Below are 17,614 nucleotides of genomic sequence, written 5' to 3' on the forward strand. Positions count from 1 at the left end.
AGCGGATGGACATACAATCTACTAAGAGACAAATGGGAGGACGAAGCACGATGAGAACCCATCCGTTGAAATCGGCCATCGCCATTCACTTGCGCGAACACGCCTCACTATACGTGTTTGTGATCGTCCTGTTTTTAATGGGCGTTATTTTCGGCGCTATTGTCGTCAACAGCCTCGGCTTCAGCCAAAAGCAAGACTTGTACTATTACTTGACGCAATTTTTTGGACAAGTATCGAAAGACAATTTGGCGAGCGCCCATGATATGTTCCGTCAAAGCTATATGCATAACGTCAAATACATCGCCCTCATGTGGGTGCTCGGCATTTCCGTCATCGGACTGCCGGTCATTTTGGTTTTACTGTTTTTAAAAGGCATTGTCGTCGGCTTCACCGTCGGCTTTTTGGTCAACCAAATGAGCTGGCAAGGATTTGTATTGTCGTTTGTATCCGTCATGCCGCAAAACTTGATCGTCATTCCGCTCATGCTCGTGATGGGCGTGATGTCGATATCGTTTTCCTTGCGGATGGTGCGCAATCAGTTTATGAAACGGCCGCACGAGCCAGTGTTCCCGATGGTGATGCGCTATGCCGCGGCGATGGCCGCGGCCGCCTTCGGGCTGCTTGTCTCTTCGGCGGTGGAAGCGTACCTTTCGCCGGTATTGATGAAGCAGACGGTCAAATGGGTGATCAACTTAATAACAATTATTATATAATAATCATTATTGTTCTCTTGTAATAGTTATTTTACTTTGATACTTCCCTCGTACATTTGTTATAATGGGAGGTGAATGGCGAGGGAGGAATGAAAACATGGAAGATCGTTTGGAACGGATTAAGAAGCAGCTGCACTCGGCTGGCTATAAGCTGACGCCGCAGCGGGAAGCGACGGTAAGGGTCCTGCTCGAACATGAAGAGGATCATTTAAGCGCCGAAGACGTCTACCTCCTCGTAAAAGAAAAATCCCCAGAGATCGGCTTGGCGACTGTTTATCGGACGCTTGAGCTGCTAACCGAGCTGAAAATTGTCGATAAAATCAATTTCGGGGACGGGGTATCACGTTATGACCTCCGCAAGGAAGGGGCGGCGCATTTCCATCACCATCTTGTTTGCCTCGAATGCGGCTCGGTGGCGGAAATTCAGGAAGATTTGCTTGAGGACGTCGAAGCCATTGTCGAACGGGAATGGAAGTTTAAAATTAAAGACCACCGCTTGACGTTTCATGGCATTTGCCACCGCTGCCAGCAAAAACATGAAGAAAAATAAAACCTTTTCCAGTGGGAAAGGTTTTTTTGCGTATAAATAGGGAAACAAATGGCATATCCTCATACTAGCAAGTGGGCAAGCAGCCGATGGGGAGGGTGCCATGAAAACGGTTTGGCAAATGGTGAAAGTATTTCTTTTGTTTACGGGATGCACCATTTTATTTTATTATAGTCTTGTATGGTTTCATCGCGAGTACGAATATTATCACCGATACGATGAACCGGGAGGATCGGCGGTGAAAGTATCGACGACCGAAAGCGCGCCTCCGGACTGGCTCAACCGGCTATTATTTTTTTATCGCGACGGGGAGTAGAGAACATTGGAACATGAATTAAAGGATTTTCTGCACTATTTGACGGTAGAGCGGAACTTGGCGCACAATACGATCATTTCGTATGAGCGGGATTTAAAGAAATATGTCCGCTACTTGCGCCACGTCGAGCAGCTTGAGGCGCTGGGCGAAGTCGGACGCCTGCATATTCTCCATTTTTTAAAGTTTTTAAGCGAGCAAGGGCAGTCAGCGAGGACGATTGCCCGCTATTTGGCGTCGATCCGTTCGTTCCACCAGTTTTTGCTGCGGGAGAAAATGGCGGCGCAAGACCCGACCGTCCATATCGAAACGCCGCAGTTTGAGCGAACGCTGCCCAAAGTGCTGTCCGTAGAAGAAATCGAAGCGCTTATGGCGGCGCCGCAGACGAATACGCCGTTCGGTTTGCGCGACAAGGCGATGCTGGAGCTGCTGTATGCGACCGGCATGCGCGTCAGCGAGTTGGTGCAACTCAACCTCGGCGACGTGCATTTGACGATGGGGTTTGTCCGCTGTTACGGGAAAGGGCGGAAAGAGCGGATCGTGCCGATCGGCCGGATGGCCATTGAAGCGCTTACCCGCTATTTGGAGCACGGGCGCCCGCAGCTTGTGAACCCGCACAAGCGGGCGACGGAGGCGCTGTTTTTGAACCATTACGGCCAGCGCTTAACAAGGCAAGGGTTTTGGAAAATTTTAAAACGGCTTGCCAAAGAAGCGGGCATTGAAAAAGAGCTGACGCCTCATACGCTCCGACACTCGTTTGCGACTCATCTGCTTGAGAATGGGGCTGACTTGCGCGCCGTTCAGGAGCTGCTTGGGCATGCTGACATTTCAACGACACAAATGTATACACACGTGACGAAAACGCGCCTCAAGGACGTGTATAAACAGTATCATCCGCGCGCCTAGCCACGGCGGTCGCTGTACGCTAGGCGCGCTCCTATGGATCTAGTTGTCAGACTTCTGACCAATGTAATGAAGGCGTGTTTTGCCGGAAATAGGGGAACGATAGGAAAGAGACACGATTTTTATTGGAAGCGGGAGGAATGAATGTGAAAGCACCATACCGGCGCGTATTTTTAATTGTGCTCGATTCGGTCGGCATTGGCGAAGCGCCTGATGCCGAGAAATATAACGACAAAGGGGCGGACACGCTCGGCCATATCGCCGAACATCGCGGCGGCTTGCACATGCCGAATATGGCCAAGCTTGGCCTGAGTCATATCCGCGAGATTCAAGGGGTGCCGAAAGTTGACCATCCGCTCGCCTACTATACCAAAATGAAAGAGGCATCTGCCGGCAAAGACACGATGACCGGCCATTGGGAGCTGATGGGTCTTCGCATCGACAAGCCGTTTCGCGTTTTTCCGGATGGGTTTCCGGACGAACTCATTGCCGAACTCGAGCGGCGCACCGGGCGGAAAGTGATCGGCAACAAGCCGGCGAGCGGGACGGCGATCATCGAAGAACTCGGTGAGGAGCATATGAAAACGGGGGCGATCATCGTCTATACATCAGCCGACTCCGTCTTGCAAATCGCCGCCCACGAACAGGTCGTGCCGCTTGACGAGCTGTACCGCATTTGCGAAATCGCCCGCGAGCTGACGCGCGATGAGCCGTACATGGTCGGGCGCGTCATCGCTCGTCCGTTCATCGGGACGCCGGGCCGCTTTGAACGGACGCCGAATCGGCACGACTATGCGCTCAAGCCGTTCGGCCGCACGGTGATGAACGAACTGAAAGACGCGGGGTATGATGTCATCGCCATCGGGAAAATTGCCGATATTTACGACAATGAAGGGGTGACACAGTCGCTGCGGACAGCGTCGAATATGGACGGCATGGATAAGCTCGTCGACACGCTCGGCATGGATTTTACCGGGCTCAGTTTTGTCAATCTCGTTGACTTTGACGCCAAATACGGCCATCGCCGCGACCCGCAAGGATACGGCGATGCGCTCGAAGAGTTTGACGCCCGGCTTAACGATGTGCTGCCGCGGCTGACGGCGGATGATTTGCTCATCATCACGGCCGATCACGGCAACGATCCGGTGCACCACGGGACGGACCATACACGCGAATATGTGCCGCTTTTGGTGTACAGCCCGCGCTTTCAAGGCGGAAAGCCGCTCCCGATCCGCGAAACGTTCGCCGATGTCGGGGCGACGATCGCCGATAATTTTCACGTCCGTATGCCGCCTTATGGAACAAGTTTTTTAGCGGAATTGGCACAATTGTAACCGCCGCCATGGCATGATGAGAACAGGATGTGAGGGGGAACAAGGAATGGATCGACAAGCGATTGAAAAAGCAGCTGATGTTTTGCGCCAGCGTATGCCGGCACCGCCCGCCATCGGCTTGATTCTCGGTTCGGGACTCGGCGTGCTCGCCGACGAAATCGAGGAGGCGGTTCGCATTCCATATGAGGAAATTCCTGGATTTCCGGTATCAACGGTCGAAGGGCACGCCGGCCGGCTCGTGTGCGGCCGGCTTGAAGGGGCGTCGGTCGTCGCGATGCAAGGACGGTTTCATTATTATGAAGGATACTCGCTTCGCGAAGTGACGTTCCCCGTCCGGGTGATGAAGGCGCTCGGCGTCCGCGAACTGATCGTAACGAACGCCGCCGGCGGTGTGAACGAGCAGTTCCGCCCCGGCGATTTGATGATGATCTCCGACCATATCAATTTGCTTGGCACAAATCCGCTCATCGGCCCGAACGACCCGGAGCTTGGTCCGCGCTTCCCGGACATGACCGAAGCGTACAGCCGGCGCCTGCGCCAGCTCGCCAAAGACGCGGCGGCAAGGCTCGGCATTCGTTTGCACGAAGGGGTGTATGTCGCCAACATCGGCCCGTCGTACGAAACGCCGGCAGAAATTCGTATGATCCGTGTGCTCGGCGGCGATGCGGTTGGCATGTCCACCGTCCCGGAAGTGATTGTCGCCCGCCATGCCGGCATGGAGGTGCTCGGCATTTCGTGCATTTCCAACTTAGCGGCTGGCATGACTGATGCTCCTCTCCATCATGACGAAGTCGTCGAAACAGCCGAGCGGGTGAAAGCCGACTTTTTGCGGCTCATTAAAGCGGTTGTCGCCGAGCTGGCGAAATAAGAAGAAAAGGTGATCGGGATGAGAATGGTCGATTTGATTGCCAAAAAGCGCGATGGGCAGGCGCTGACGAACGAAGAAATTGAATGGATCATCCGCGGCTATACGAACGGGGATATTCCCGACTATCAAATGAGCGCGTTGGCGATGGCCATTTATTTTCGCGGCATGACCGATGAAGAGACAGCGGCGTTGACGATGGCGATCGTGCACTCCGGCGAGGTCATCGATTTGTCAGGCATTCGCGGCGTGAAAGTCGACAAACATTCAACAGGCGGCGTTGGTGATACGACAACGCTCGTGTTAGGCCCGCTTGTCGCCTCCGTCGGCGTGCCGGTGGCGAAAATGTCCGGGCGCGGTCTCGGCCATACGGGCGGCACGATCGACAAGCTCGAGTCCGTGCCCGGATTTCATGTGGAAATGAGCAAAGACGAATTTCTCCGGCTCGTCAATGACAATAAGATCGCCATTATCGGCCAAACCGGCGACTTGACGCCGGCGGACAAGAAGTTGTACGCGCTCCGCGATGTGACCGCGACTGTCAACAGCATTCCGCTGATCGCTTCCTCGATCATGAGCAAAAAAATCGCCGCCGGGGCTGACGCCATCGTCTTGGATGTAAAAACGGGCGCCGGGGCGTTTATGAAAGAACTCGACAGGGCGCGCGAACTGGCCCGGGCGATGGTCGATATCGGCAAGCGTGTTGGGCGGCAGACGATGGCTGTCATTTCCGATATGAGCCAGCCGCTCGGTTATGCGGTTGGCAACGCCCTGGAAGTGAAAGAGGCGATCGCTACGCTGAAAGGGAACGGGCCGCGTGATTTGACGGAGCTTTGTTTGACGCTTGGCAGCCATATGGTTTACTTGGCAAGGAAGGCGCCGTCGCTCGATGAGGCGCGCCGCCTGCTTGAAGAGGCGATCCGCGATGGGGCCGCCATCGCGGCGTTCAAAACGTTTTTGGCGGCCCAAGGCGGCGATCCGTCGGTCGTCGACGATCCGGGCAAGCTGCCGCAAGCGGCGTATACGTTTGCCGTTGCCGCTAGCGAGGACGGTTATGTTGCCGAGATCGTTGCGGATGAAGTCGGCACCGCCGCCATGTGGCTCGGCGCTGGTCGGGCGAAAAAAGAGGACGCCATCGACTTGGCGGTCGGCGTCGTGCTCCATAAGAAAGTGGGCGATCGTGTGCAGAAAGGGGAAGCGCTCGCCACGATCCACAGCAATCGGCCGGACGTGCGCAACGTCGAAGAAAAGCTTGCCGCCGCCATTCGGCTCTCGCCGCAGCCGGTCGCTCCGCCGCCGCTCATTTACGAGACGATCGTGTAAAAAAAGGTCGTTGCGATGTACAAGAAAAGACGCCGTCGCTCATGGAAAAACGCTCGAAACGTTTGTTTCGGGCGTTTTTTATTTTAGCCCGTTTGTATAAAAATATCTCTGTTGGAAAAAATGTCATGTATAAAGAATGGAGGTTTGGGAGATGAAAACGATAGTCATCCGTCTGCTTTTATTGCCGCTGCTTCTTTTCCTTCCCCTTTCCGTGTATGCTGAGGAGAAAGAACCGAAGGGGGCAAAGGCTGAATTGGCTGACGAGGCGAAGTCGGCCATCCTAATTGAACGCGACACCGGCAAGATCCTATATGAAAAGAATCCCCATGAAAAACTGCCGCCGGCGAGCATGACAAAAATTATGACGATGTTGCTGATCATGGAGGCGATCGACGAAGGAAAGCTCTCCTACGATGAGAAAGTGCGGGCAAGCGAGTATGCCGCTTCGATGGGCGGATCGCAAATTTTTCTTGAGCCAGGCGAGGAAATGACGGTCGATGAACTGCTGCGGGCGATCGCCATCGGTTCGGCCAATGACGCTTCTGTCGCCATGGCCGAGCGGATTGCCGGGTCGGAAGAAGCGTTTGTGGAGATGATGAACGAAAAAGCGAAAGAACTAGGCTTAAAGGATACAAATTTCGTCAATACGACCGGTCTGCCGGCTGAGGAACATTACAGCAGCGCCTATGACATGGCGATGATGGCGCGTGAACTATTGAAATATGAGGACATTACAAACTATACGAGCAAATACGAAGACTATTTGCGCGAAAATACGGATAAAAAGTTTTGGCTTGTGAACACCAACCGGCTTGTCAAGTTTTATCCGGGTGTTGACGGGCTGAAAACCGGCTTTACGAGCGAAGCGGGATATTGTTTGACGGCGACAGCGAAAAAGAACGGCATGCGCGTCATTGCCGTCGTTTTTGGAGCGCCGACGCCGAAATCGCGCAACGCGCAAATTACAAAAATGCTCGATTACGCGTTTCACCAATATCAAGCCCATCCGGTGTATAAGCGCAACGAAACAGTCGCCCGCGTCGATGTCAGCAAAGGGAAGCAAACGTCGGTCGCAGCCGTGACGTCGGAGCCGGTGTCGGTGCTGACGAAAAAAGGACAGTCGATCGAGCAAATCGAAAAAGTGATTAAAGTGAAAGATCGCGTGAAAGCGCCGATTCGAAAAGGCGATGAGCTTGGCGTCCTTATTTTGAAGCAGGATGGAAAAGAGATTTTGCGCAGCCCGATCGTCGCCAAACAAACGGTGGCAGAGGCTAGTTTTTGGGATTTGTTCAAGCGTGTGTTCGGCCGTTTCGTTCAGGCGGGGTAATGTCAATTTTTGCTGCCTTTCCACTCTCTTTGGCGAACGGCCACTAGTTTTGTCGGGCGGCAGGATTTCCGGCGGGCGGCAGCGAAACTTCTCCGTATCCTGAAATGGACAAGGAGGAACACGCTGTGAGTCTCGCGATCAACCTGGAAGTGAAGCAAGACGTGCTCATCGTTCGCCTCTCTGGAGAGCTTGACCACCATACAGCGGAGGAATTGCGCGAGCAAGTGACGGACGTGCTCGAAAACCGGACAGTCCGCCATATTGTGCTTAATTTAGGACAGTTGACATTTATGGACAGTTCCGGTCTCGGCGTCATTTTAGGGCGCTATAAGCAAATTAAAAACGTCGGCGGGCAAATGGTCGTTTGCGCTGTGTCGCCGACGGTCAAGCGCCTGTTTGACATGTCGGGGCTGTTTAAAATCATCCGCTTTGAAGCGGATGAACAATTTGCTTTGCAGGCATTGGGGGTGGCGTAAATGCGCAATGAAATGCACCTCCAATTTTCCGCCCGCAGTGAAAACGAGTCGTTTGCCCGCGTGACGGTGGCGGCGTTTGTCGCCCAGCTCGACCCGACGATGGATGAGCTGACGGAAATCAAAACAGTCGTCTCGGAGGCGGTGACAAACGCCATCATTCACGGCTACAACAATGATCCGAACGGCATCGTCTCCATTTCCGTCATCATCGAAGACGGTGTCATCCATTTGACGGTGAGAGATGAAGGGGTCGGCATCGCCAACATCGATGAAGCGCGCCAGCCGCTGTTTACGACAAAGCCGGAGCTCGAACGGTCAGGCATGGGCTTTACGATTATGGAAAACTTCATGGATGAAGTCGTTGTCGAGTCGGAAGTGAACAAAGGGACGACCGTTTATTTGAAAAAGCATATTGCCAAAAGCAAAGCGTTATGTAACTGAGGGAGACATGCCTATGGATGTCGATGTCAAGCAAGATCAGTCGCCAATCAAAGACCAGGAGATGAAGGAGCTGATCCGCCGCAGCCAGGAAGGCGACCAAGAAGCACGCGATGAAATTATCGAAAAAAATATGCGCCTCGTCTGGTCGGTCGTCCAGCGTTTCTTAAATCGCGGCTACGAACCGGACGACTTGTTCCAAATCGGCTGCATCGGCCTGTTAAAATCGGTCGACAAGTTTGACTTATCGTATGACGTCAAGTTTTCGACGTACGCCGTACCGATGATCATCGGGGAGATCCAGCGATTTCTCCGCGATGACGGTACGGTGAAAGTCAGCCGTTCACTGAAAGAGATGGGCAATAAAATCCGCAAAGCGAAAGACGAGCTGTCAAAAACGCGCGGGCGGGCGCCGACGGTCACCGAAATTGCCGACTATTTGGGCATTTCACCGGAAGAGGTCGTTCTCGCCCAAGAGGCAGTCCGCTCGCCGGCGTCGATCCATGAAACGGTGTACGAAAACGACGGCGATCCGATCACGCTGCTCGATCAAATCGCCGATGCCGACGAGGCGTCATGGTTTGACAAAATCGCCTTAAAAAAAGCGATCGAAGAGCTCGACGAGCGCGAAAGGCTCATCGTCTATTTGCGCTATTACAAAGACCAAACCCAGTCCGAAGTGGCATCAAGACTCGGCATCTCTCAAGTGCAAGTATCCCGGCTGGAAAAGAAAATATTGCAGCACATAAAGGAAAAAATGGACGGGTAGTCCATTTTTTCCGCATTGGGCGGGAAAAAGGGGACGGGTAGTCCATTTTTTCCGCATTGGGCGGGAAAAAGGGGACGGGTAGTCCATTTTTTCCGCATCATGCAACAACTGAAAAAATTTCCGTCAAAAGAATGGGGATTGTTCGGCCCATTCTTTTCTATTTTTATGAAATTGATGGTGAATGCCGACAAGCTGCATGATCCTTTTTTCAGCCAAACAAACTAAAGAAAAACAAAATGGGGATAAAGGTGTGGGACAGATGGCAAACACCGTGTTCATTAAGCCGCGCCATCGCGTGCAAGTAAAGCCGGAGGCGCTCGTCACGTTGGGGCAGGTGGCGCAAATCGCCGCGATGGATGGCCGGCTCATTCGGCGGCTGAAGGCGATTCCGCTTTATCGCATTCAACCGAGCGACAAAAATATCGTCATTATCGATATGATGCACATCGTCCGGGCTGTGCTCGATGTCGACGAGTCGCTCGATGTGCAGATGGTTGGCCCGTCGCAGACGATCGTCGAAGTTGTGTATGAAAAACGGCGGTTTTCGACGGCTTCTTTTATTCTTGTTTGGCTTCTTTTGTTCGTCGGTTCGGCGATGGCCATCATGAACTTTCACGAAGATGTAAGCATGCAGCAAGTGCATCGCCATCTGTATGAAATGATGACCGGCCAATCGGTCGACAAGCCGCTGCTTTTGCAAATTCCGTATTCGCTCGGGCTTGGCATCGGGATGGTGTTATTTTTCAACCATTGGTTCCGCAAGCGGATTAATGAAGAGCCCAGCCCTCTTGAAGTCGAAATGTTCAACTACCAGCAGGCCATTGACCAGTACGTGATTTTGCATGAAAACAAAGAAAGCATGAGACATCTTGACGACGCTTGAGATTTTGCTGGTAGTGTTCGTCGGCTTCGCTGGAGGGCTGGCGGTCGGAACCGGATTTGTCGCTTTTTTAGTCGTGCTTGGCGTCATTCCGCGGTTGACGCAGCTGACGAAAACGGTGAAATGCATCCACGCGTACGAGTGGAGTGCCGTCGCCGGCGCCATCGTCGGCGGATGGATGAGTTTGCGCCATTCTGTCTGGCACTTGTCGAAATATTGGCTGGCGCCGATCGGATTGTTGCATGGCATCTTTATTGGGATGCTCGCTGCGGCGCTGACGGAAGTATTGAACGTTTGGCCGATTTTAGCGAAACGCATCGGTGTTGACGATAAAATTGTCATTTTATTGATGGCGATCGCCTTCGGCAAAGTAGCAGGCTCATTGTTCCATTGGCTTTATTTTGCCGATTACTTTCACTGAAAAAGGGGGACGAAAACGTGGGATTAAAAGCCGATTATCTCCGTGAGGTGAAGGCGTTTCAGCCTTCCCCCCCATACGCCGCCAACGCGGCCAAGGCGTTTTTTGCCGGCGGGGCGCTTTGCGCGCTGGCCCAATGGCTTGCTGAGTGGCATGGCCGCCTGTTTGCCGCTTCGCCGTTTGCCGCTCAATTATGGGCGGTGACGGTGATGGCCGGATTGGCGATCGCGCTGACAGCCGTCGGTAGATATGACGATTTCAGCCAGTTCGCTGGTGCGGGGGCGACGATGCTCATGACGGGGCTGGCCAACGCCCTGGCCAGCGCGGCGATCGAGCACCGGAGCGAAGGATGGACGGCGGGAGTGGCCGGGCAGATGTTGAAAGCCGGGGGGGCAACCATCATTTACGGCGTGATCGTTGCTTACGTGCTCGGCCTCTTTTGGCCATAACGAAAAGAGGGAAGGACATGAAGCGTGTCGGGAAGCAGACGTGGGTGTTTGATGAGGAGATTTACATCAGGGCCGCTGCCACCGCTGTCGGTCCGCTCGAGGCCGATGGGCCGCTTGGCCGCTATTTTGACATTTCCTATCGCGACTTATATTGCGGCGAAGAGACGTGGGAGCTGGCCGAGCGGCGGTTGATGAGCGAGGCGGTTGCCCGCTGTCTGCAAAAGGCCGGCATCTCTGCCCGCGATGTGGATTTGTTTTTAGCCGGCGATTTATTGAACCAAAATGCGACGTCCAACTATGTCGCGCGCGGGCTGCCGATTCCGTTTTTATGCCTGTTCGGCGCCTGCTCGACGTCGATGCAGACGCTGGCGGCAGCGGCCGCTTTGGTCGGCGGCGGGCTCGCCGATACGGCGCTTGTGGCGACGAGCAGCCATAACGCGACCGCAGAGCGGCAATTTCGTTATCCGACCGAACTTGGGGTGCAAAAGCCGAAAACGGCAACCTTTACCGTCACGGGAGCCGGCGCTGCGCTCGTCGGCCGCACCCCGGGGCGATGGCGCATCCGGGCGGCGACGATCGGCAAAGTGATCGACGCCGGGGTGACGAATCCGCTCGATATGGGGGCGGCGATGGCTCCGGCAGCGGCGGATACGATCGAGCGGCATTTCCGCGATTTAGGTGCATCGCCGCGCGATTATGACTTGATTGTCACCGGCGACCTATCACGCGTCGGCAGTGTGATCGTCCGCGAGCTGCTGGCTGAATCCGGCTATGATATAAGCGACGTCTATAACGACTGCGGATTGATGATTTACCGCCCGGATCAAAAGGTGTTTGCCGGCGGCAGCGGCTGCGCCTGTTCGGCGGTCGTTACGTACGGCTATTTGCTCAACGAGCTTGACCGCGGCACGTTTCGCCGGCTGTTTGTCGTCGCCACCGGGGCGCTTCTTAGCCAAACGATGGTCCAGCAAAAACAATCGATTCCGGCCGTCGCCCACGGCGTCGTCATTGAAGCGGCCAAACGTGAGCCGGGTTCGCTGCCATAAAAAGGCTTTCGTGCCTGAGCAAGGGGGAATGCAATGATGGAATACGTCCGTGCCTTTTTGGCCGGCGGGCTGCTATGCGCCCTCGCCCAGCTTGCCATCGACCGCGGCAAATGGACGCCGGCCGGCGTCGCCAGCGCGCTTGTCATCTTGGGCGTCCTCCTTGGGTTTAGCGGCGTATACGACCGGTTTGCCGCTTGGGCTGGCGCAGGGGCGACGATGCCGCTGAGCGGATTTGGCTATTTTTTGGCGAAAGGCGTGATTGTCGAACCGCGGCCGGACGGCCTAGTCGAGACCGGAGCGGCAGTGTTTCGCTTTGCCGGTGCTCTATTCGCCTTTATCGTGGCTGGCTCGTTTTTCGCTGCGCTCATTTGCAAACCGAAAGGGTAGAGATCATGAAAAAACGACGGGTGATTCTAGTGACCGATGGGGACGAATTCGCGTGCCGGGCGATCGAGCGGGTGGCCGCCGATCTTGGCGGCCGCTGCATCTCCCGTTCGCAAGGCAATCCGACGAAACTAAGCGGCGAACAGCTTGTGGAGCTTATTTTGCAAACGCCGCATGACCCGGTGTTTGTCATGTTTGACGATTGCGGCGCCATCGGGGAGGGATCGGGCGAAGAGGCGCTCCGTTACGTAGCAACGCATGAGCAAATTGAAGTGCTCGGAGCGCTGGCGGTTGCTTCCAATACGCACCAGCACGAATGGACAAAAGTGCACGTCAGCATCGACCGTGACGGCTTGATTACAGAATACGGAGTCGATAAAGAAGGCGTCCGCGATCTCGACGTCGGACGGATTAACGGCGACACCGTCTACTGTCTTGACCGGCTCAACATACCCCTTGTCGTCGGCATCGGCGACATCGGCAAAATGGGATACCGCGACCATGCGAAAAACGGGGCGCCCATTACGCGCAAGGCGGTCGAGTTGATTCTTGAAAGGAGTGATGGCCATGCCGGAAAAAGGGAAAAAGGAAACAGTGCCGATCGCGGAGAAACTCGTTGACAACGCCAAGTTTTTACAAAAACGAATCGGCGTCGGCACAAGCTTTGATTTAGGTGTGCGGAAAGTTCACGTGCTAAACCGGGAAGTACATATTTATTACTGCAACGGTTTATGCGACACCCAATATATTATCGAATTGTTAAAACAAATCGTGCGCGTCAATGACGATGAGCGCCAAGTCGCCCAAGCGCGGCAAATTATTGAGAACCGGCTCGTCCACCAGCAAGTGAGTCCGGTGACAAGCCTTGACGAGGCAGTCGATAAGCTGCTGTCCGGGTTGATCATCGTCTTGATCGAAGGCGAATCAACCGGGTTTGCCGTCGACGTCCGCAGCTACCCGGGCCGGCAGCCGCAAGAACCGGATACGGAAAAAGTCGTGCGCGGCGCCCGCGACGGGTATGTTGAAAACATTATCGTCAATACGGCGTTGACCCGGCGCCGCATCCGTGATGAACGGCTGCGTCTTGAAATTTTGCAAGTCGGGGAACGATCGAAAACCGATATATGCATCGCCTATATTAAAGATGTCGCCGACCCGGGGCTTGTCGAGCTTGTCAAAAAGGAGTTGAAACAAATTAATGTTGACGGGCTGACGATGGGTGACAAAACAGTGGAGGAGTTTTTAGTCAAGCAAGGGTATAACCCGTACCCGCTCGTCCGCTACACGGAGCGGCCGGACGTTGCGGCGACGCATTTGCTTGAAGGGCATGTGCTCATTATGGTCGACACGTCGCCAAGCGTCATTATTACGCCAACGACGTTCTTCCACCATGTCCAGCACGCAGAAGAGTACCGGCAGTCGCCGGGGGTCGGAACGTTCGTCCGCTGGGTGCGGTTTTTAGGCATTTTGTCGTCGCTGTTTTTGCTGCCGCTTTGGGTGCTGTTTGTGCTCGAGCCGTCGCTCTTGCCGGAATCGTGGGCGTTTATCGGGCCGAACAAACAGACGAACATTCCGATTGTCATGCAAATTTTGCTCGCCGACTTCGGGATTGAGTTTCTGCGGATGGCAGCGATTCATACGCCGACGCCGCTGTCGACGGCCATGGGCTTAATCGCTGCTGTTTTGATCGGGCAAATCGCCATCGATGTCGGGTTGTTTGTACCGGAAGTCATTTTGTACGTCGCGGTGGCGGCGATTGGCTCATTTGCGACACCGAGCTATGAGCTCAGTATAGCCAATAAGATTTCCCGCTTGGCGCTTGTCATATTGGTCGCCTTATTTAAAGTGCCAGGGCTCGTGATCGGCACGACCGTTTATTTGCTTTGGTTAGCGAGCATCCGCTCGCTGAACACGCCGTACTTATGGCCATTTATTCCCTTTGATCCGGCGGCATTTATGCAAATTGTCGTCCGCCGTTCGGCCGCTGGAGCGAAAGTGCGCCCGAGCATCGTCCATCCGCAAGACCGGCAAAAGCAGCCATCGTGACGCGAATCGCTCCCGTTTTCCTTTTCAACGTTTAACGTCATTCTCGAAAGAAGTCTCCCTCCTCAAGGAATGTGCAGGGCGGACGCCCAATGAGCAGGAAGGAAAGAAATGTCGGTGGGCCATCGCCAACAAATTGGATCGTTGATGGTTCGAACGGACACCTTCGGAACGAAGGGAAGCGTAAATAGTTCTTGTGAGTGGCTTACCGTTCAACGAACACGCACAAGTTACTTGAAGCCCCCACCCCTAAGCGAAGCGCAGGCGGTGGGCAGCTCATGCGGCCGTTTCCGTTGGCATATGTTGACGGCCGCTTTTCTCGTGATGGCGCTATTGCAACTTGTATATAATTATGATAAGTTATATTTGATGTTCCGCACCTTAGAAAGTGCGGGATGGGCGGGCCGCCCGCTCCGTTCGGACGCGCCCGGGTGCATGGCTGTATAGAGCGGCCCGTTGCGTGGCAGAACCGATCGCTCTGCGGCTTTGTTCTTTCAAGGCAGTTGCCGATCGCGAACTGTCTTTTTGCTTTTTTGCGCCATTTTGATGAGGAATGAGGGATTTTCATGTTTTTTCATGGGACGAGCCGCGTCAATGAAAAAGGGCATTTGGAAATCGGCGGCGTCGACACGGTCGAGTTGGCCGAGATGTACGGCACGCCGCTTTATATTTATGACGTTGCGTTGATCCGCGCGCGGGCGCGCGCGTTTAAAGAAGCGTTCCGCCGCCATGGCGTGCGGGCGCAAGTGGCTTACGCGAGCAAGGCGTTTTCTTCGATTGCCATAGTGCAGCTCGCCGCTGAGGAAGGGCTGTCGCTTGACGTCGTGTCGGGCGGGGAGCTGTATACGGCGATCGCTGCCGGATTTCCGTCGGAGCGCATCCATTTCCATGGCAACAATAAAAGCCGGGACGAGCTGGAGATGGCGCTCAAACATGGCGTCGGCTGCATCGTCGCTGACAACTTTTACGAGCTCGAGCTCATTGAACAACTGGCCGTTCCTTCCGGCCGGGCGGTCCCGGTGTTGCTCCGCGTCACGCCGGGCGTCGAGGCGCATACGCACGATTATATTTTAACGGGTCAGGAAGACTCAAAGTTTGGCTTTGACTTAAACAACGGCCAGGCGGATGAGGCGTTCCGCCGTGTGATGGGATCGCCGGCGTTTCAGCTGCTTGGCGTTCACTGCCATATCGGTTCGCAAATTTTTGAAACGGCCGGTTTTGTGCTTGCTGCACAAAAAGTGTTCACAAAGATGGCGGAATGGAACAAGGAGCACGGGTTTGTCCCTTCGGTCATCAACCTTGGCGGCGGCTTTGGCATCCGCTATACGGAGGAGGACGATCCTATTCCGGTGTCAGCGTACGTCGATTGCATCGTCGAGGAAGTGAAAAAGCAGGCTGAAGCGCATCGGCTTCCGCTGCCGGAAATTTGGATCGAGCCGGGCCGTTCGCTCGTCGGCGATGCGGGGACGACGATTTATACGATCGGCTCTCGCAAAGACGTGCCGAATGTCCGCACATATATCGCGGTCGACGGTGGAATGAGCGACAACATTCGTCCAGCGCTGTACGGGGCGAAATACGAAGCGGTGATCGCCAACCGGGTGCTAGGCGAGCGAACAGAAACCGTGTCAATCGCCGGGAAGTGCTGCGAGTCGGGCGATATGCTCATTTGGGATCTCGCGCTGCCCGAGGCGAAGCCAGGCGATTATTTGGCCGTCTTTTGCACCGGCGCCTACGGCTATTCGATGGCGAACAACTACAACCGTCTGCCGCGCCCGGCAGTTGTCTTTGTCGAAAATGGCGACGCCCAGCTCGTTGTCAAACGGGAAACATATGAAGATTTAATCCAGCACGATTTGCCGTTCAAGGCGAAGGTGAGAAAATAAAAAAGCCCGCGTGAAGCGGGCTTTTTTATTGGCTCGAGGAGAACGCTGATTTGATGGCATTCCAAATCTCTTTTAGAATGTCAACAACATGTTGGATGAACGTTTTTCCTTCTTCCGACTGCAAAAATGCCGACAGTTGTTCTTTTGCTTTGCTGAGCTGGTCATTGACTTGATCCCAGTTGATATCCACGTTTTGCATTTTGTGGAAGAGGGAAATGAGGCTGTTGATTTCGTTTTCGCTTAGCGTAATGCCAAGGTCGTTGGCGATTCGTTCAATCAAGGCGCGCAAATCGGCGTCCGTTTGCGGCGGATTGTTGGCGATTTCTTCTTTGATTTTCGCCAGCAAGGCGACCGCCTTGTCCGGACCGATCGAGTCGGCCAGCTTCGCCGTTTGCACCATTTCTTCGTTCGCCACTTTTTTCACAGCATCCGGAATGGCTTGGTCAGAGGAAATTTCGTACGCCTTCATTAGCCCGGTCAGCGCGGCGGTGCCCGACACCGGGAACGGGGCGGTGACGTAAATGTCGGCGTCTTTCACCCCGGCGGTAATTAAGGCGTTCGTATACATTTCTTTCGTCACCCATGTGATGTTATGCGTCTCGACATTCAGTCCGGAGCCCGGTTCGCCGATCGTAATCATCGACGATGAGATGGCGCGCGTACCGATTTGCGCTTTCGGGATGAGCCCATCCAAATATTTATGCTCTTCAGCGTTTGAGACGGTAACCGTCTGTGCCCCGTCCGGCGCTTTCATTTCTTCGAGCACTTTTTGCTTTTGCTCGTCTGTCAAGTTTTCCCCGAGCGTTACAATGACGTCGCCCGGTGCGGCATCGGCCGTCGCCATGGCCGGAAATGCCAGCAGCATGACCGCCAGCAGCGATGAAGCGATCGTTCGTTTCACGCAGCTCCCCCCTGTTCATAAAAAGTGCACTATCATTATACCGTACGCCCGCCTGTTTTTCTATCGAAACGGCGTTCCGCCTTCGCCGCCAGACGGCGCACAAGGAGAAAGTGAATCCGCAAAATAAGGAACAAAAGCGGGTACAAAGCCGCTGAGTAGGAAAGCTTCCAGCCGCGGTAGTACAGCAGCCCCGTCCGCAGCGCGGCAATTTCATAGAGAACGGAAAAGAGCGACCACCCGCCGATATAGGCGGCTTGCTTCCAAACCGGCTGCCGCAGCGGGTAAACGTTTAAAAACAGAAGATTGACGATGGCGTAAACAAAAGTCATAAACAAATATGCCAGCCCGTCAACCCCGGGATAAAAATAGCCGTATAAATGGTATTTGAGATCGAGAAATAAATCGGCAGAGAGGCCGAGACAGATGGCAAACAGCGAGGTCGTGTACATTTCAAGCACTGAAAGCTGTTTTGGCATGATGATAAACAAAACGAGAAATACAATCACGGTTACCGCCATCAACAACATCACCGGAAGCCCCCCTTGATCGTTCAACCCCGCCTATTATTATCACTAGTATGCCCATTTGTGCTTCATATC

At 54.3% G+C, this 17,614-nt stretch carries 21 protein-coding genes; 19 read left to right on the forward strand and 2 right to left on the reverse strand.

All coding sequences use genetic code 11. From position 1 onward, the window contains the following. The first annotated feature begins 50 nt into the window (after positions 1-50). The 19 genes from spoIIM to lysA all read left to right on the forward strand — a co-directional run bounded on the left by spoIIM (position 51) and on the right by lysA (position 16,114). Positions 51-713 carry a stage II sporulation protein M gene (spoIIM, locus tag GS3922_RS04480; protein ID WP_063165372.1) on the forward strand — a complete coding sequence of 221 codons (663 nt, stop codon included), beginning with the start codon at positions 51-53 and terminating at the stop codon, positions 711-713. Between the two features lie 97 nt (positions 714-810). After that, the gene (gene fur, locus GS3922_RS04485; protein ID WP_063165373.1) at positions 811-1,263 is read left to right on the forward strand and encodes a ferric iron uptake transcriptional regulator; all 453 of its coding nucleotides are present in this window, start codon (positions 811-813) and stop codon (positions 1,261-1,263) included. Between the two features lie 100 nt (positions 1,264-1,363). Then, positions 1,364-1,576 (forward strand): YqzK family protein, encoded by a 213-nt coding sequence (locus GS3922_RS04490; protein ID WP_063165374.1) that lies wholly within the window; start codon positions 1,364-1,366, stop codon positions 1,574-1,576. Between the two features lie 6 nt (positions 1,577-1,582). After that, a complete protein-coding gene (gene xerD / locus GS3922_RS04495) occupies positions 1,583-2,479 on the forward strand; it encodes a site-specific tyrosine recombinase XerD (RefSeq protein WP_063165375.1) in 897 nt (298 codons plus the stop codon). Between the two features lie 137 nt (positions 2,480-2,616). After that, positions 2,617-3,810 carry a phosphopentomutase gene (deoB, locus tag GS3922_RS04500; protein ID WP_063165376.1) on the forward strand — a complete coding sequence of 398 codons (1,194 nt, stop codon included), beginning with the start codon at positions 2,617-2,619 and terminating at the stop codon, positions 3,808-3,810. 46 nt (positions 3,811-3,856) lie between these two features. Then, entirely contained in the window at positions 3,857-4,678 is an 822-nt protein-coding gene (locus GS3922_RS04505; protein ID WP_063165377.1) for a purine-nucleoside phosphorylase, read from the forward strand. Between the two features lie 18 nt (positions 4,679-4,696). Continuing rightward, positions 4,697-5,998, forward strand: a complete 1,302-nt coding sequence (locus GS3922_RS04510) for a pyrimidine-nucleoside phosphorylase (RefSeq protein ID WP_063165378.1) — start codon at positions 4,697-4,699, stop codon at positions 5,996-5,998. 151 nt (positions 5,999-6,149) lie between these two features. After that, positions 6,150-7,325 (forward strand): D-alanyl-D-alanine carboxypeptidase family protein, encoded by a 1,176-nt coding sequence (locus GS3922_RS04515; protein WP_063165379.1) that lies wholly within the window; start codon positions 6,150-6,152, stop codon positions 7,323-7,325. Between the two features lie 125 nt (positions 7,326-7,450). Continuing rightward, entirely contained in the window at positions 7,451-7,801 is a 351-nt protein-coding gene (spoIIAA, locus tag GS3922_RS04520; RefSeq protein WP_063165380.1) for an anti-sigma F factor antagonist, read from the forward strand. Further along, positions 7,802-8,242, forward strand: a complete 441-nt coding sequence (gene spoIIAB / locus GS3922_RS04525) for an anti-sigma F factor (RefSeq protein WP_063165381.1) — start codon at positions 7,802-7,804, stop codon at positions 8,240-8,242. It begins immediately after the preceding gene. Positions 8,243-8,255: 13 nt separating this feature from the next. Then, entirely contained in the window at positions 8,256-9,008 is a 753-nt protein-coding gene (sigF, locus tag GS3922_RS04530) for an RNA polymerase sporulation sigma factor SigF (RefSeq protein ID WP_063165382.1), read from the forward strand. Positions 9,009-9,267: 259 nt separating this feature from the next. Further along, positions 9,268-9,891 carry a stage V sporulation protein AA gene (locus GS3922_RS04535; RefSeq protein WP_063165383.1) on the forward strand — a complete coding sequence of 208 codons (624 nt, stop codon included), beginning with the start codon at positions 9,268-9,270 and terminating at the stop codon, positions 9,889-9,891. Beyond that, on the forward strand, positions 9,878-10,309 hold the full coding sequence (locus GS3922_RS04540) for a stage V sporulation protein AB (protein WP_063165384.1): 432 nt from the start codon (positions 9,878-9,880) through the stop codon (positions 10,307-10,309). Before GS3922_RS04535 ends, GS3922_RS04540 begins: the two co-directional genes overlap by 14 nt. A gap of 17 nt (positions 10,310-10,326) precedes the next feature. Beyond that, complete coding sequence (locus GS3922_RS04545) at positions 10,327-10,755, forward strand: SpoVA/SpoVAEb family sporulation membrane protein (protein WP_063165385.1); 429 nt, start codon at positions 10,327-10,329, stop codon at positions 10,753-10,755. 17 nt (positions 10,756-10,772) lie between these two features. Next, positions 10,773-11,801, forward strand: coding sequence for a stage V sporulation protein AD (gene spoVAD / locus GS3922_RS04550; protein ID WP_063165386.1), 1,029 nt, complete (start codon positions 10,773-10,775; stop codon positions 11,799-11,801). Between the two features lie 36 nt (positions 11,802-11,837). Next, positions 11,838-12,188, forward strand: coding sequence for a SpoVA/SpoVAEb family sporulation membrane protein (locus tag GS3922_RS04555; protein WP_063165387.1), 351 nt, complete (start codon positions 11,838-11,840; stop codon positions 12,186-12,188). Between the two features lie 5 nt (positions 12,189-12,193). Then, positions 12,194-12,805, forward strand: a complete 612-nt coding sequence (gene spoVAEA / locus GS3922_RS04560; RefSeq protein ID WP_063165388.1) for a stage V sporulation protein SpoVABEA — start codon at positions 12,194-12,196, stop codon at positions 12,803-12,805. Next, positions 12,753-14,231, forward strand: coding sequence for a spore germination protein (locus tag GS3922_RS04565; protein WP_063165389.1), 1,479 nt, complete (start codon positions 12,753-12,755; stop codon positions 14,229-14,231). Before spoVAEA ends, GS3922_RS04565 begins: the two co-directional genes overlap by 53 nt. 563 nt (positions 14,232-14,794) lie before the next feature. Next, positions 14,795-16,114, forward strand: coding sequence for a diaminopimelate decarboxylase (gene lysA / locus GS3922_RS04575; protein WP_063165391.1), 1,320 nt, complete (start codon positions 14,795-14,797; stop codon positions 16,112-16,114). 25 nt (positions 16,115-16,139) lie between these two features. Here lysA and GS3922_RS04580 read toward each other — a convergent pair whose 3' ends face one another. Beyond that, complete coding sequence (locus tag GS3922_RS04580; RefSeq protein WP_063165392.1) at positions 16,140-17,015, reverse strand: DUF1002 domain-containing protein; 876 nt, start codon at positions 17,013-17,015, stop codon at positions 16,140-16,142. A gap of 35 nt (positions 17,016-17,050) precedes the next feature. Beyond that, a complete protein-coding gene (locus GS3922_RS04585) occupies positions 17,051-17,542 on the reverse strand; it encodes a CBO0543 family protein (RefSeq protein ID WP_063165393.1) in 492 nt (163 codons plus the stop codon). Positions 17,543-17,614: the final 72 nt, after the last annotated feature.

It is taken from the genome of Geobacillus subterraneus (assembly GCF_001618685.1).
GTDB lineage: Bacteria > Bacillota > Bacilli > Bacillales > Anoxybacillaceae > Geobacillus > Geobacillus subterraneus.

Coding starts and splice junctions, on each gene's coding strand:
- spoIIM (WP_063165372.1), top strand. CDS start 51: ATGAGAACCCATCCGTTGAAATCGGCCATCGCCATTCACTTGCGCGAA.
- fur (WP_063165373.1), top strand. CDS start 811: ATGGAAGATCGTTTGGAACGGATTAAGAAGCAGCTGCACTCGGCTGGC.
- GS3922_RS04490 (WP_063165374.1), top strand. CDS start 1,364: ATGAAAACGGTTTGGCAAATGGTGAAAGTATTTCTTTTGTTTACGGGA.
- deoB (WP_063165376.1), top strand. CDS start 2,617: ATGAATGTGAAAGCACCATACCGGCGCGTATTTTTAATTGTGCTCGAT.
- GS3922_RS04505 (WP_063165377.1), top strand. CDS start 3,857: ATGGATCGACAAGCGATTGAAAAAGCAGCTGATGTTTTGCGCCAGCGT.
- GS3922_RS04510 (WP_063165378.1), top strand. CDS start 4,697: ATGAGAATGGTCGATTTGATTGCCAAAAAGCGCGATGGGCAGGCGCTG.
- GS3922_RS04515 (WP_063165379.1), top strand. CDS start 6,150: ATGAAAACGATAGTCATCCGTCTGCTTTTATTGCCGCTGCTTCTTTTC.
- spoIIAB (WP_063165381.1), top strand. CDS start 7,802: ATGCGCAATGAAATGCACCTCCAATTTTCCGCCCGCAGTGAAAACGAG.
- sigF (WP_063165382.1), top strand. CDS start 8,256: ATGGATGTCGATGTCAAGCAAGATCAGTCGCCAATCAAAGACCAGGAG.
- GS3922_RS04535 (WP_063165383.1), top strand. CDS start 9,268: ATGGCAAACACCGTGTTCATTAAGCCGCGCCATCGCGTGCAAGTAAAG.
- spoVAD (WP_063165386.1), top strand. CDS start 10,773: ATGAAGCGTGTCGGGAAGCAGACGTGGGTGTTTGATGAGGAGATTTAC.
- GS3922_RS04555 (WP_063165387.1), top strand. CDS start 11,838: ATGGAATACGTCCGTGCCTTTTTGGCCGGCGGGCTGCTATGCGCCCTC.
- spoVAEA (WP_063165388.1), top strand. CDS start 12,194: ATGAAAAAACGACGGGTGATTCTAGTGACCGATGGGGACGAATTCGCG.
- GS3922_RS04565 (WP_063165389.1), top strand. CDS start 12,753: ATGCCGGAAAAAGGGAAAAAGGAAACAGTGCCGATCGCGGAGAAACTC.
- lysA (WP_063165391.1), top strand. CDS start 14,795: ATGTTTTTTCATGGGACGAGCCGCGTCAATGAAAAAGGGCATTTGGAA.
- GS3922_RS04585 (WP_063165393.1), bottom strand. CDS start 17,542: ATGTTGTTGATGGCGGTAACCGTGATTGTATTTCTCGTTTTGTTTATC.